The organism is Bacillus sp. FSL W8-0645 (genome assembly GCF_038007905.1).
Lineage (GTDB): Bacteria > Bacillota > Bacilli > Bacillales > Bacillaceae > Bacillus > Bacillus pumilus.
Genome location: NZ_JBBOYC010000001.1, coordinates 1,761,796 through 1,774,130, shown reverse-complemented (window position 1 = coordinate 1,774,130; position 12,335 = coordinate 1,761,796). Strand labels below are relative to the sequence as shown.

The window sequence follows — 12,335 nt, the reverse complement described above, 5'->3', positions numbered from 1 at the left end:
ACTATATATAGTATACTATGTTTTTTCAAAACACAATATATAGATGTTCGAAACGAAAAAAATCAACCAACCCGGCCGAACATTCATAGCCGAACTCGTACGTTCAAATAAATAGAGCAGAACAGGATCTAAAAATAGACTGCTCTACTCTCTATTCAACTGAAACCGAAATCTATCATAACACGAAAAAAAATCGCTTAGTAGACTAGACTTTTTGTTTTATTTTTTGTAGGCATCGCACTGTAAATCTTCTGATACTTCTGTAATTTCCACTTCAACACCTAATTCTTTTAGCACCGCTTCAAGCGCAGAGACGATTGAAGCTTCTCTGACTAATTCTTTCCCATTTACAGAAACACTTGTTCCATATTCAAAACAGGAGTCGTCTTCACAAGTTTGTTCCCAATGATTAATTTTAATTTTGTGTGTCATGAACTCATCCTTTTCTGTCTAGATGTCTGATGCATGATTATAGTGTAGCGACTTCACATTCATTTGTAAATTTACGTGCTTACTCTTCCACAGAATCGTCATCATCATCATCTTCGTCCCACTCATCTATGTATTTTGTTTTAATAAGGGTCAGTTCTCCCTCTTTTTCATCAAACCGGTACACATGTACTTCATCATCTTTCACAACAGCAAAGTGATTATTTTTTAGTGCAACAGCTGATTGTAATAGGCCATCTATATGTCCATGATCATCTTGATTAGAATAGTTATGCCAGCTTTCCTGTCTCGATTCAATGTTTGAAATGGCGCATGATCCAAATAAGACAACAATCCCAACTAGTAGAAGGATCACTCTAATCCTTCTTAATTCAAGCTCTGCATTTTCCATATCGCTTCCCTCACCTTTCTTCATATCCAATAAGGGATTATACGCAGAATAGGCAGAAAAGTTTCACGGCATGCAAAATAGCCCCTCTGCACTGACAAAAAACGTAGCGGGTTCCGGCCGGTTTATTCGCAGATGCATGGGGCTATTAGGTCGAACATATCCTATTCTAATTCTAGATTTACATTCTTTTGAGGTGCAAATGTAGAAATGGCGTGTTTATAAATAAGCTGCTGCTTCCCTTCTGTTTCAAGCAGCACCGTAAAATTGTCAAAGCCTTTCACTTGACCGCGAAGCTGAAAGCCATTCAGTAAGAATACTGTGACAAATGTATTGTCTTTACGAATTTGATTCAAAAATTGGTCCTGAATATTAATCGGTTTCATGTTTCGTCCTCCTTGATTCTGATAACTACAGTTTCGCTTTAAGTCCAAGCTTTCCTGCTATATATGCGAAAATTTCCTCTTTTTTGTCTGAAAAGTGGCAAGGCGGTGTCATGTCGAACCAAGTGACATCCATTTTATTACGGAACCACGTGAACTGACGTTTCGCATATCTACGGGAATTTTGCTTTAATTGCAGGATAGCTTCATCCAGTGAGCAGTCACCTTGAAAATACGCATACAGCTCTTTATAACCAATCGCTTGAACCGATTGACAATCCTTCAAGCCAGATTGATAAAGTGCGCTCACTTCCTCAATTAAGCCTTCATCTATCATCATATCAATTCTTTGGTGGATGCGCTCGTACAAAAGCTCTCGATCCATTTTCAGCCCAATGAAGGCTGTATCATAAAGAGGAACTTCTTGATGACCATTTTGCATCTCCGACATTTTCTGACCTGTTGTATGGATCACTTCCAGCGCCCGGATCACGCGGCGGACATTATTCGGATGAATGGCCTTTGCAGCATCAGGGTCTACTGCCTTTAGCTTTTCGTGTAGCTGAAGGGAGCCATGCTGCTGTTCAAACAGAGCCATTTCTTCTCTAAAAGAAGGGTCACTTTTCTCATCGGTAAATGTGTAATCATATAAAACAGATTGGATATACAAACCTGTTCCGCCGACAATCATGGGTGTTTTCCCTCTAGCGGCAATCTCTTTGATTTTCATACGGACTAGCTGCTGAAATTCAGCTGTAGAAAAAGATTCATCTGGCTCTTTCATATCAATTAGGTGGTGCGGGACACCATCCATTTCTTCAGGGGTGATTTTAGCTGTTCCAATGTCCATTCTTTTATAAATCTGCATAGAATCACCGCTGATAATTTCTCCATTAAATGCTTTGGCTATATGAATGCTCAGTTTTGTTTTGCCGACAGCCGTCGGTCCTACTAATACAATCACTGGTTGTTTCGTTTTTTTCATAACATCACTCTCTTTTACAAACTGCCTACAGTATAGCATAACTTCTCTTTCTCTCCTATATAGGGCCTATCACCAGCCGAGTGGTTCATTTCCGACCACTTCATATGTTTTTCCTTTTAAACGATGGGTATGCGTTGGCCTCTCTTGATCTGGACTATAGACGACACCTCCGTATCGGATGGGGACAGGATCTGTATAAGCAGAGTACGTGACCTCCTGGATTTCGTGATAATGTGTGCCATCGGCTCTTGGGATAGCAGGTCCTGTGATGCCATAGTATCTATGAAAATGGCCTCTTTCAAAAGAGGTGACCCCGCGATAGTAATGCGTATGCTGATCGGTATTGCTCCCATTGACAGGCTGAGAAATACCTTCTATTAAATGATAATGCTCTTCTGTTACATTCGTTCGTGCTTTATAGGCATGAGCATGCGGCGGGCATTTTGCCCAATCAGATGGATACAGGCCCATTTTTAACATTCCTCCTTATAATAGGCGTTCATCCAAACACATATAGGCCAATCGAATACACTGATGTCAGGTACAGTGATTTTATGTGAGAGGAGCCTTTTTTTATGAATTATTTTGATGCACCGCCATTTATGCAAGAAGACATGAGAAGACCTTTTGGATTTGGAAGACCTGGATTTGGATTTGGAGGCCCTGGGTTTGGAAGACCTGGATTTGGGTTTGGGAGACCTGGATTTTTTGGACCTCCATTTTTAGGTGGTTTTGCTGGAGGACTACTTGCAGGGTCCCTGCTTGCGCCAGGCTATGGCTATCCTTATCCACCACCATATCCGCCATATGGACCATACCCTTATTATTAAATGTGACTTTTAAGTGAAAACAACCTTTCATAAAATGAATCGATTGACACATTAGTTTTTCATGGGTTAACATTTACTTTACCGACCGTTCAGTAAAGTAGGTGTTTTTTTTATGTCTAAAACCAAAAAAGAGCAAATTTTTGAGGCAGCTGCTCGTACGATTTTAAAAGAAGGATTAAGTCAGCTTACCCTTCAGAAGGTAGCAGAGCATGCACATATGACCAAGGCCGGTCTGCTTTATCATTTTTCAAGCAAGGAAGAGCTCATTCAAAAAATGAATGAGCACGCGATTGTCTGCTTTCGTCAGCAGCTTGAGTCGTATCAGGAAACATACAAAAACGAAAAGGCTCCTTATGTACGTGCATATATTTTGGCGACATTAAATGATCTTGATATGCAAAACACGACCCAGTTATGTACAAGCATGCTGGCCACCATGTCATTTGATGAAGCGTTATTGAACCCTTGGCGTGATTTTTATGCGGAGTTTAAAGAGAAAGCAGCAGAGGAAATAAATGATCCTGCGCTGAGCCAACTGATCCGACTTGCATGTGATGGGATATGGTTTTCAGAGATGTTTCAACTTGAACCGCTGAACCGAGAGGAAAAAACTCTTTTACTTCATCGGATTTTACACCTTTTAGAGGAGGGAACATGATGATCCTCGGATATCTTTTTTTAGCTGTGGCCATTTTTTTCAGAAGCCGTTGGCGCCGTGATGTTAAAATTCTCAAATGGCTTTACTCGCTTTAAGCCTAGCGCTGTCGTTGTTGCTGGATATACACTTGCCTTTTATATGCTGTCATTGACACTGAATATCATTCCGCTTAGCATGTCTTACGCAACATGGTCTGGGGTTGGTACAGTCCTCACGGCTATTTTTGGCGTGCTTTTTTTCAAAGAAACCTTGAACCAAAGAGCAATCATTGGGATGGCGATGCTTGTCTCAGGGGTTGTACTTTTAAATATGTCATAAAGGATGTGAGAGATCATGAAAGGAATGCTCTATTTAACAGGGGCTATTTTGACAGAGGTTTTTGGCAGTACGATGCTGAAGCTTTCCCAAGGTTTTTCGCAACTGCTGCCGAGTATTGGGGTCCTGATCGGATTTGGGTGTGCCTTTACCTTCCTCAGTCTGGCACTTAAAACGATTGACCTTTCGTCTGCTTATGCAACATGGTCTGGCGTTGGAACAGCACTCACTGCTCTTATCGGACTCGTGCTGTTTAACGAAACCATTCACATAAAAGGCTTCATCGGACTTGCACTAGTGATATGCGGCGTGATTGTCTTGAACCTGTCAAAAAAACAAAAGAAAGAAAACAAAGAACAAATCGATCAAACCGAATGGACGTCATAAAAAAAGTCATTTTCTCCATTTCAATAAGAGAAAATGACTTTTTGTTTTTACCCGCCGACTTGAATGGTTTCTTCTAAGGAAATGTCCACATTTCCTTGAACAGCTCTTGAGATCATACATGAGCTTTCGGCTTTGTGCGCGAGCTTACGGGCAAGCTCAATATCTTGCGGAGAAGCAGAGGCTTTGAGGATGATGACAGGCCGGTGAATGATTTTTTCATATGTAAACACACCATTTGTCACATCTACGACAGCCTCAGAACTCATTGTGAGATCCTCTTTTTCTAATTGGCTCCGCTCCATCATAGCGGCAAGTGTAATAATATAACACGTAGCCGCTGCACCTAAGAGCATCTCATCTGGATTTGTTCCGATGCCGGGACCGTCCATTTCTTTTGGAATTGAAATCTTCGTTTTTAACTGTTCGCATGAGATTGTACCCACATCGTTACGCAGGCCAGGCCAGCTCGCCTGAAGATGAAAATGATGACGCGCCATATTTGTCTCTCCTTTTGTTATCACTTTTTTTAGTGTAACAAGAATTCACGCTGCTTGTCTTAACATGTGCACCATCTTTATGTATATTCCTCATCCAGCACTGTCCGAATCGCCCTGACATACCGGTAGAACGTCTCGTTTTTTGTACTCGACCGCCGCCGAAAGTCAAAACTGTCAAATAAAGCTTCACGCTGACTTCTACTAATCTCTAGCTGTACACTTTGCCCTGTTTTAGTAAGATTATTAATATTATGATTGCTTGTTCCGCTCAGGGTTGCGTGTGCGACAGCCAGTTCAGCAGAAAATCCGTTCCGCTCTAATGAGTTCACTATTTTTTCTGCACGGTCGTAATCTGTTCCGCCAACGAGCGTATGGTCAATGCCTTCCTCACCTTTGTATCCATGCACTGCTAAGATATAATCGTGTGCTTTTGCCTGCGCGACGCCGACTGGCTCATCAAAGTTTGTACTTGTCACATGAAGTTCTGACGCATTCTCTCTTAAACCTTCAAACAAATACGTAGAGAAATCATTATCGAAAAAATGGACGATCTCACTCACGCCGCCTTCAATTCTCCCGCCATGGGGTGACATCACAAGAAGACGGCTTCCAGGCACTGGGTTGGCTGTAATTTGATAGCTGCTTGTTGATTCGTTTTCTTCCAGTTCTTTAAAATTGCTATAAATATCATTTGAACCGCTTTCGTCTTCCCCACCTGATGACAATGGCTCATCAGGTTCCTGTGCTTGCATTGTATAATAAACGCCCCATCCGATCGCAAGCAGGAGAAGCAAAGCAAAAAACTTCTTCATTCCCGTTCTCCTTTAACAGATTTCTAAGCCGTTTCTATGATTTATATTGAATCATCATTTCTTTTCATTTTTTCCACTTTTTCTCTTCAAATTTGATCATAACACTCTAGATCATGAGATTCCTCAAAAATAAGATAATTGCATTTATATACACAGAAACGCCTCTCGTCTTTGAAAACAGAGTTAGAATAGTATGACAGACAAATGAAGTTATGTTTAAAATGACCTAGTTCTATCCAGTCTGTTTTCTTTAATTCGGCTACTTTTTATATGGATTTGATTTTTCCCCTCTGTGACAAGTCACATTTGTATGAGCATTGACCCTGTCTAACCCCTCCTTTTTTTCTGCAAAATCGTTTGTTTCACCGGTTCTCTAAGAAGAACTCTCCCACCTATCATCGGCTGATTCTACATGTTTTCCACCTTTTTCTATTATTTTACAAAATGTAAGCGCTTTTCTTTTTCATCAGAAATGAGTAAGCCGCCAATATGAAGAAAAGAAGGGACAAGAATCCGAACAAAGCAGCTCTCATTCTCATAACGTAAGAGTGTACAAGAATGGATAGCTAGAATGGAGGGCATCACATGTTTGGATTTTCGATGGTGCAAATGGTCAGAACACATGCTAGTAAACTGGATCAGCCTTTAAGAGAGACCGTCCTTCACCTTTATAAACCTTTTAAATGGACGCCATGCTTTCTTCATCGTTTCTTTGAAGGAAGATTAAAGAAGAGAAAGAAGCTTCGTGTGATTATTGAATTTAAGGAAGACGCGGTCGAAGCAGGGATTCAAAGCACAAAACAGCTCATGAAAAAAAGTAGAAAAACAAATATCAAACGGCACTTTTCACATATCGACTGCTGCGCTGCAGACCTAACACCGGCTGCTTTAGAGGAGCTGTTAGCAAATGGTGAGCATATTCGTAAAATTTATTTAGACCGGAAAGTTCATGCACTTCTGGATGTTGCCACACAAGCAAGTCACGCGGATGAAGTCATCCGAAACGGTACAGCCTTAACTGGGGAAGGCATTACGGTCGCTGTCATTGACACAGGAATTTATCCACATGAAGATTTAGAAGGAAGGATTCGCGATTTTGTGGACTTAGTCAAGCAAAAAACAAAGCCTTATGATGATAACGGGCATGGCACTCACTGCGCTGGAGATGTAGCTGGAGACGGAGCGGCCTCAGATGGCTTGTACAAAGGACCTGCTCCAAAAGCTCATTTAATTGGCGTAAAAGTGTTAAATAAACAAGGGGCTGGATCGCTTTCTACTATTATAGAAGGGGTTGAATGGTGCATTCAGTTCAATGAAGATCACCCTGATGATCCGATTCATATTATGAGTATGTCACTAGGCGGAGATGCTCAGCGTTATGATGACGAACAGGACGATCCGATGGTACGTGCTGTCAATGCTGCTTGGGATCAAGGCATTGTAGTATGCGTCGCAGCCGGAAACTCTGGTCCTAACAGCCAAACGATTGCGAGCCCTGCCGTCAGTCAAAAAGTGATTACGGTTGGCGCTTTTGATGACCGGAATACACCAGAATCAAACGATGATATCGTGGCACCATTTTCAAGCAGAGGTCCTACTGTATATGGTGAGACAAAGCCTGATATCCTTGCACCAGGAGTAAACATCGTCTCTCTCAGATCACCAAGATCCTTTCTAGATAAACTCGACAAATCAAGTAGAGTCGATGATGATTACACGACGTTATCTGGCACTTCTATGGCAACACCGATTTGCGCTGGTATTTGTGCTCTTCTATTAGAGCATTCACCAGATTTAACGCCCGATGAGGTCAAAACCCTGTTAAAAGAAAATACAAGCAAGTGGCCTGGGGATGACCCGATGATTTACGGAGCAGGTGCCATTGACGCAGAAAAAGCCATCAAAGAATAAATAAAAAAAGCCCTTTACGTTGATTCGTAAAGGGTGTTGTTTTTGTCTGTTATTACGTGTGAAGTCTTTCATCTACTTGATCAGCTGACATGTTATGCTTCGTTCTCATACATCTCATCTCCTTTTTGAATGTGCGTACGCGCTTCGATCACAATCTCAAAAAAAGTGGAGGATTCCTTGTACATGTCGCGTTCCTTATAATAATTAGCCGCATCAAGTGCTAATTCCTCTAAATCAGCAAACATTTTTTTGCTTCGCAGTCCAAATAGTGCCGATCTTAATTGCTCACAGCTGTCTTTTTCTATATAAAGCGCCTGCAAAAATTGGAATTTCAACTGATAAATTTCATCTTCCAATGAACAAGCCTCGTTCATTCCTTTACGTATAGCCTCACCCGCTCGCTCGATATCTCCGAGTTTAAACCAGGTAAGAGCAAGTGAAAATAATGATTTGATCATCGTGGATGCTTGATCTTTTTGATAAAGGGAAATGGCTTGTTCAAAAAAGACTGTCGCTGTATGGTACGTTCCCATACTATAATGACAAGCTCCTAAGTTATTAAGAGCCATCGCTTTAAAATAAGATGTGCACTTTTTCCGCTCCATCGCTTCACAGACCTTTAACGTTTTTTCTAGGTAAGGAAGCGCTTTTTGGTGCTGACTCACATCAATCCAATTACCTGCCATGACAAAATCACATTGAATGCTTCTTTTTCCATAAAGCTGATGTTTCTTATAAATGTCTCTCGCCTTTTTAGCATAATGCATGGAGAAATAAGTTTGTTTCATATGATAGTATACTTCAGCGATTTTATAGTAAAATTCCGCTTTTTCAATCTCATCTGTCACTAAGATCAGTTGATGTTCCGCATGCTTGTAATAGGAAATGGCCTCGATGTACCGGCGCTGGATAAACGCATACATTCCATGAAAAAAATGAAAGTAATAGCCAAGTAAGCCTGTCATCTCATCTTCTCCATCTTCCATTTCTTTCGGAAAAGACACGGCTTGAAGTGTTTCACTCCCTGCATGGACTGGCGTTAAATGCTGAAGCATCAGTTGATGGCGAAAATCCATTAGAGAATAATATAGAAGTAAATCTTGATCTTCTTCCATCTCATGAATTTCTTCTTCAACAAGGCGCTTCATATCGTTTGCTTGTTCGACTTCAAATTTGCAAATATGCGTGTACCATTGATTGATCTTTACACCTACTTCGGAAGATGGTATTTTATGTGCCATCCACTTCAGCCCCATTCTATCATATCAAACTGATAACTATTATTTTACATAATTTATGTTTTTAAGGCAAATTGTAATTTATTGCATAATTTATGTTCATTTCGCATATTTCTATCTTTTTTACCAAGTTTAAATAGAGTACTTTTGCCCATCAAAACGATTTTTCTATGAAGATGGGTCAAATTCTCTTAATACTTCTTTTAAAGCACGGATATAACGTCTGAATGCTTTTTTCTTTCCTTTTCTCGTATCAAAATGGTCGAAAAAAGCCTCTCTCTGTGCCGTACTAATTTCTAACTGAACGCTTTCACCACTTGCATTTCGATTATTAATGTTTTTAGGGTCTGTTCCTGAAAGCCGTTCGCCTTCTTGCACCATTTCTGCAGAAAATCCTCGATCTTTTAATTCTCGTACAACTGCTCTTTGCATTTTTTCATTTGTACCGCCAACTAACGTGTGCCTTTTATCACTTTTGTAGCCGTGGATGGACATGGAGAAGGGGTACGTTTTAATCATTTGAACCAATATCGGTTCATCAAACTTGGTGCTTGTAATATGCAAATCACGATTATTCTCTTGTTTCGTTCCTTCAAACAAATACGTCGAGTACCTTTCTTGAAATGCTTCGACAATTTCACTTGTTCCTGGTTCAATTTCCCCTCCATGAGGAGAAAAGACGAGTAAATCACTTCCGCCCTTTTCGTGAAATTCTATTTCATAGCCTTCTTTTTCATGCCTGATAAGCTGTTTAAAGCTTTCATATTGATCCCCTTTTTTTCGCTCTTTTTGATACTTTTCTACCTCTTCTTGATGTTGCTTTTGCTCTTTTTTTTCTTGAACAGAATGGCCGCATTTCACCATTAAAAGAGCACATAGGATCAGAAAGATGAATCCACATATCAGTAGCCTTTTCATTTCACCGCTCCTTTTCATTCTCTAAGGTGTCATCTTATCGCATTATTTTACTATCAATGGCTAACAGAATTCAAAGGTTGTCCGGCTCTTTTAAACGAATCAGGAGAACGTACCTGTTTTTTTATGCCTCTCTAGGTATTTCTGACTTCTTTGAATCATTCGCTGCTTGAATAAAAACTGCATCGTATGACCTTATTTTAACTTTAGTTAAAATCACCTACAAAAATGGACATATTCTTCTGATTTCAAACAAAAAAAGCCGTAAACAAAAGGGATACCCTTCTGTTTACAGCCAATTATTGTATATCCATCATTAAACTCTTAGTTCATTCTCTATAGCTGAAAGGACTTCATCTTGTGAAAGCCCTTGTGCAAGAGAAATTTCACTCACTAACATGCCTCGAGCATCTTCAAGCATCTTCTTTTCACTTGAATTTAATGCTTTCTTCTGATTTCGTCTCATCAGATCTTTGACAACGTCTGCACCATCTTCGATCGCACCTGTTTTTAGCTTTTTCATATTTTCATCATATCTTTGCTTCCAAGTAAGCGTGTCGTCGTTTGTTTCTTCTGCAAAATTGTTCATCACAACTTTCAGCGTTGCTTGATCTGCTACCTGACGTATACCTAGTTGATTGATTCTGCCTCTTGGGATCATCATCTGCATATTCGGCATTTGAATCAGAAAATATTCTTCCGTCTTACCTAAAATCTCTTTTTCTTCCATTCCTTCAATCACACCGGCACCATGCATAGGATAAACAATTTTATCACCTATTTGAAACAAATCCGCCACCTCCGAAAGTATTCACAATTTGATTATAACACATTTCATCGGCGAATAAAAATTTATATTTTATCATGTTATTTTAGCACTAGTCAATTCTTTTCATTTAAATTTTTCAGAAAAAGCCTTTTTTTACAAAAGATGCGCCACCATCCAGTCCCCTTGTCTTATTCGTGCATATACTAGCATTGAGTCACATTTAGGAGGGATGACAATGTGCAAATGCAAGTGCAAACATTCCCACTCAAACTGTTATAACCAGCATGACGATCATCGCCATGTTGATCCATGTAAAGAAAAGAAGTCTTATCATAAAAAAGATGATTGGTTTGAGAGCGATTTCTGGGATACTTCTAGAAGCTACGATCCCTATTACTATCCTAAAAGTGTCTGTAGCAGCTGTAAGAAGCGTCGCAGAAGAAGACACAGCATCTCATTTTAGCACCTGACGCTTTCACCTGCTTTTTGTTTTCCCGGCTGAAAAGCCGGTTTTTTTCATATGGATAGGCTCATGAAACGGATCATGCTCATAGGATATGGCAACCTGACATAAAGGATGAGATATCAAATGAACAATATGAATAGCCAAATGAATCATCATCACGAAGGAAATCCGTACCATACGTTTGAGAATGTGTATACAGCCAATCATGAGCATGTGGTCGCTCCAAACATGCATGATCATATGAATATGCCAAACCATTATCATGGTAAAAAAGATAAGTACAGCGGACATTATCCGCATCATCATTCAGCCTATCCGTCTTTTCCAAATCAGCATGACCCCTTTTCACATGTTCCAATGAAAGATCACCATCATCATGGCCACTATGGTGGATATGGAATGATGCCATATCATCCATTCGGATATCAAGATATGCAAATGATGATGCCGAATCAACAAATGCCAGGCTTTGGTTACGGAATGAACCAACCAAATGCACATTTCCCCCGTTATTATTAAGAAAAATGACAAAATAAGGGCACAATATACCATTTAATACCATGTAGGGATATGGTAACATTATAGGTAAATAATGGATTTAATCGTCTATTATTTACCTATAATCAACAAGGGGGAATGAAGAAATGAAAAAAACATGGACAATGATCATGATGGGGATGCTGACACTGGTCATGGCACTATCGGTACCGATTGCCGCATCAGCTGAAGGAGCCACAGAGGAAGGCAAAGCATCAACAAATGCCAGACCAGCAGAACTTTATGCGAAAATTACAGGTACAAGTAAGCAGGAATGGTCTTTTTCTGACATTGAGTTAACATACCGCCCAAATTCTGTGTTAAGTATCGGTGCCATTGAGTTCACATTACCTGCAGGCTTTCAAGCGACAACAAAAGACATCTTCAACGGAAAAGCATTAAAAGACAGCTACATTTTGAACAGTGGAAAAACTGTCCGCATTCCAGCTAGAATCGATTTATTAGGAATCTCACAATATAAATTACAACTTTCACATAAAGTACTTCCTGCTGCAGGTACATACACGTTCCGCGCAGAAAACCGTGCGCTTAGCATTGGTTCTAAATTTTATGCAGAGGACACCCTTGATATTCAAACACGACCAGTTGTGGTCACACCGCCAGATCCGTGTGGATGCTAAATAAAAAAGCGCTCTAAGTAAGAGCGCTTCAGCGTGTAGACAAACCCTCGCATTCGGTACTCGTCTTTCCTAGGGCTGCAAAGGTTTTCTATCACGCTGAAAAGAAGACAAAGGGCTAAAATGATTTTTATTTTAGCCCTTTGTCTTCTTTTT

16 protein-coding genes and 1 pseudogene are annotated in these 12,335 nt (G+C 40.1%); 7 read left to right on the top strand and 10 right to left on the bottom strand.

Annotation, left to right across the window (positions count from 1 at the left end):
- Positions 1-219 precede the first annotated feature (219 nt).
- The 5 genes from NST39_RS08885 to NST39_RS08865 all read right to left on the bottom strand — a co-directional run bounded on the left by NST39_RS08885 (position 220) and on the right by NST39_RS08865 (position 2,677).
- Positions 220-432 carry a hypothetical protein gene (locus tag NST39_RS08885; protein WP_003212415.1) on the bottom strand — a complete coding sequence of 71 codons (213 nt, stop codon included), beginning with the start codon at positions 430-432 and terminating at the stop codon, positions 220-222.
- 79 nt (positions 433-511) lie between these two features.
- A complete protein-coding gene (locus tag NST39_RS08880; RefSeq protein WP_113767695.1) occupies positions 512-841 on the bottom strand; it encodes a YmzC family protein in 330 nt (109 codons plus the stop codon).
- A 161-nt stretch (positions 842-1,002) separates the two neighbouring features.
- Positions 1,003-1,224, bottom strand: a complete 222-nt coding sequence (gene hfq, locus NST39_RS08875) for an RNA chaperone Hfq (protein WP_003211269.1) — start codon at positions 1,222-1,224, stop codon at positions 1,003-1,005.
- A gap of 25 nt (positions 1,225-1,249) precedes the next feature.
- Positions 1,250-2,206 carry a tRNA (adenosine(37)-N6)-dimethylallyltransferase MiaA gene (gene miaA, locus NST39_RS08870; RefSeq protein WP_185107309.1) on the bottom strand — a complete coding sequence of 319 codons (957 nt, stop codon included), beginning with the start codon at positions 2,204-2,206 and terminating at the stop codon, positions 1,250-1,252.
- 69 nt (positions 2,207-2,275) lie between these two features.
- Positions 2,276-2,677 carry a YmaF family protein gene (locus NST39_RS08865; protein WP_341027970.1) on the bottom strand — a complete coding sequence of 134 codons (402 nt, stop codon included), beginning with the start codon at positions 2,675-2,677 and terminating at the stop codon, positions 2,276-2,278.
- Positions 2,678-2,781: 104 nt separating this feature from the next.
- On the opposite strand from NST39_RS08865, the gene NST39_RS08860 reads away from it, so the two are divergent.
- The 4 genes and pseudogenes from NST39_RS08860 (at position 2,782) to erbB (ending at position 4,396) form a co-directional block, all read left to right on the top strand.
- The gene (locus NST39_RS08860; RefSeq protein ID WP_341027968.1) at positions 2,782-3,036 is read left to right on the top strand and encodes a spore coat protein; all 255 of its coding nucleotides are present in this window, start codon (positions 2,782-2,784) and stop codon (positions 3,034-3,036) included.
- 112 nt (positions 3,037-3,148) lie between these two features.
- A complete protein-coding gene (locus NST39_RS08855; RefSeq protein WP_106065322.1) occupies positions 3,149-3,694 on the top strand; it encodes a TetR/AcrR family transcriptional regulator in 546 nt (181 codons plus the stop codon).
- Positions 3,694-4,012 (top strand): annotated as a pseudogene (gene erbA / locus NST39_RS08850) (SMR family multidrug efflux transporter EbrA). The gene NST39_RS08855 and the pseudogene erbA overlap by 1 nt, the downstream one beginning before the upstream one ends.
- 15 nt (positions 4,013-4,027) lie before the next feature.
- On the top strand, positions 4,028-4,396 hold the full coding sequence (erbB, locus tag NST39_RS08845; RefSeq protein ID WP_113767693.1) for an SMR family multidrug efflux transporter EbrB: 369 nt from the start codon (positions 4,028-4,030) through the stop codon (positions 4,394-4,396).
- Positions 4,397-4,443: 47 nt separating this feature from the next.
- Here the strand turns inward: erbB and NST39_RS08840 are convergent, their stop codons facing one another.
- Together NST39_RS08840 and NST39_RS08835 are read right to left on the bottom strand one after the other, a co-directional pair.
- Complete coding sequence (locus NST39_RS08840; protein ID WP_050944954.1) at positions 4,444-4,893, bottom strand: OsmC family protein; 450 nt, start codon at positions 4,891-4,893, stop codon at positions 4,444-4,446.
- A gap of 77 nt (positions 4,894-4,970) precedes the next feature.
- Positions 4,971-5,705 (bottom strand): poly-gamma-glutamate hydrolase family protein, encoded by a 735-nt coding sequence (locus tag NST39_RS08835; protein ID WP_044141847.1) that lies wholly within the window; start codon positions 5,703-5,705, stop codon positions 4,971-4,973.
- 585 nt (positions 5,706-6,290) lie between these two features.
- Here NST39_RS08835 and NST39_RS08830 point away from each other — a divergent pair.
- On the top strand, positions 6,291-7,616 hold the full coding sequence (locus tag NST39_RS08830) for a S8 family peptidase (RefSeq protein ID WP_065097320.1): 1,326 nt from the start codon (positions 6,291-6,293) through the stop codon (positions 7,614-7,616).
- Between the two features lie 92 nt (positions 7,617-7,708).
- Here NST39_RS08830 and NST39_RS08825 read toward each other — a convergent pair whose 3' ends face one another.
- The 3 genes from NST39_RS08825 to NST39_RS08815 form a co-directional block, all read right to left on the bottom strand.
- Positions 7,709-8,857 (bottom strand): Rap family tetratricopeptide repeat protein, encoded by a 1,149-nt coding sequence (locus tag NST39_RS08825; RefSeq protein WP_341027961.1) that lies wholly within the window; start codon positions 8,855-8,857, stop codon positions 7,709-7,711.
- Between the two features lie 165 nt (positions 8,858-9,022).
- Entirely contained in the window at positions 9,023-9,772 is a 750-nt protein-coding gene (locus tag NST39_RS08820; protein ID WP_217012506.1) for a poly-gamma-glutamate hydrolase family protein, read from the bottom strand.
- A 313-nt stretch (positions 9,773-10,085) separates the two neighbouring features.
- Positions 10,086-10,559, bottom strand: coding sequence for a CarD family transcriptional regulator (locus NST39_RS08815; RefSeq protein WP_341027957.1), 474 nt, complete (start codon positions 10,557-10,559; stop codon positions 10,086-10,088).
- Between the two features lie 568 nt (positions 10,560-11,127).
- On the opposite strand from NST39_RS08815, the gene NST39_RS08810 reads away from it, so the two are divergent.
- Both NST39_RS08810 and bslA read left to right on the top strand, forming a co-directional pair.
- The gene (locus tag NST39_RS08810) at positions 11,128-11,523 is read left to right on the top strand and encodes a hypothetical protein (protein ID WP_341027955.1); all 396 of its coding nucleotides are present in this window, start codon (positions 11,128-11,130) and stop codon (positions 11,521-11,523) included.
- A gap of 125 nt (positions 11,524-11,648) precedes the next feature.
- Positions 11,649-12,182, top strand: coding sequence for a biofilm surface layer hydrophobin BslA (gene bslA / locus NST39_RS08805; RefSeq protein WP_044141854.1), 534 nt, complete (start codon positions 11,649-11,651; stop codon positions 12,180-12,182).
- Positions 12,183-12,335 lie beyond the last annotated feature (153 nt).

What these genes read in the sequence shown, in the direction of transcription:
- NST39_RS08885 (WP_003212415.1), bottom strand. Translation starts at nt 432, where the DNA reads ATGACACACAAAATTAAAATTAATCATTGGGAACAAACTTGTGAAGAC.
- NST39_RS08880 (WP_113767695.1), bottom strand. Translation starts at nt 841, where the DNA reads ATGGAAAATGCAGAGCTTGAATTAAGAAGGATTAGAGTGATCCTTCTA.
- hfq (WP_003211269.1), bottom strand. Translation starts at nt 1,224, where the DNA reads ATGAAACCGATTAATATTCAGGACCAATTTTTGAATCAAATTCGTAAA.
- miaA (WP_185107309.1), bottom strand. Translation starts at nt 2,206, where the DNA reads ATGAAAAAAACGAAACAACCAGTGATTGTATTAGTAGGACCGACGGCT.
- NST39_RS08865 (WP_341027970.1), bottom strand. Translation starts at nt 2,677, where the DNA reads ATGGGCCTGTATCCATCTGATTGGGCAAAATGCCCGCCGCATGCTCAT.
- NST39_RS08860 (WP_341027968.1), top strand. Translation starts at nt 2,782, where the DNA reads ATGAATTATTTTGATGCACCGCCATTTATGCAAGAAGACATGAGAAGA.
- NST39_RS08855 (WP_106065322.1), top strand. Translation starts at nt 3,149, where the DNA reads ATGTCTAAAACCAAAAAAGAGCAAATTTTTGAGGCAGCTGCTCGTACG.
- erbB (WP_113767693.1), top strand. Translation starts at nt 4,028, where the DNA reads ATGAAAGGAATGCTCTATTTAACAGGGGCTATTTTGACAGAGGTTTTT.
- NST39_RS08840 (WP_050944954.1), bottom strand. Translation starts at nt 4,893, where the DNA reads ATGGCGCGTCATCATTTTCATCTTCAGGCGAGCTGGCCTGGCCTGCGT.
- NST39_RS08835 (WP_044141847.1), bottom strand. Translation starts at nt 5,705, where the DNA reads ATGAAGAAGTTTTTTGCTTTGCTTCTCCTGCTTGCGATCGGATGGGGC.
- NST39_RS08830 (WP_065097320.1), top strand. Translation starts at nt 6,291, where the DNA reads ATGTTTGGATTTTCGATGGTGCAAATGGTCAGAACACATGCTAGTAAA.
- NST39_RS08825 (WP_341027961.1), bottom strand. Translation starts at nt 8,857, where the DNA reads ATGGCACATAAAATACCATCTTCCGAAGTAGGTGTAAAGATCAATCAA.
- NST39_RS08820 (WP_217012506.1), bottom strand. Translation starts at nt 9,772, where the DNA reads ATGAAAAGGCTACTGATATGTGGATTCATCTTTCTGATCCTATGTGCT.
- NST39_RS08810 (WP_341027955.1), top strand. Translation starts at nt 11,128, where the DNA reads ATGAACAATATGAATAGCCAAATGAATCATCATCACGAAGGAAATCCG.
- bslA (WP_044141854.1), top strand. Translation starts at nt 11,649, where the DNA reads ATGAAAAAAACATGGACAATGATCATGATGGGGATGCTGACACTGGTC.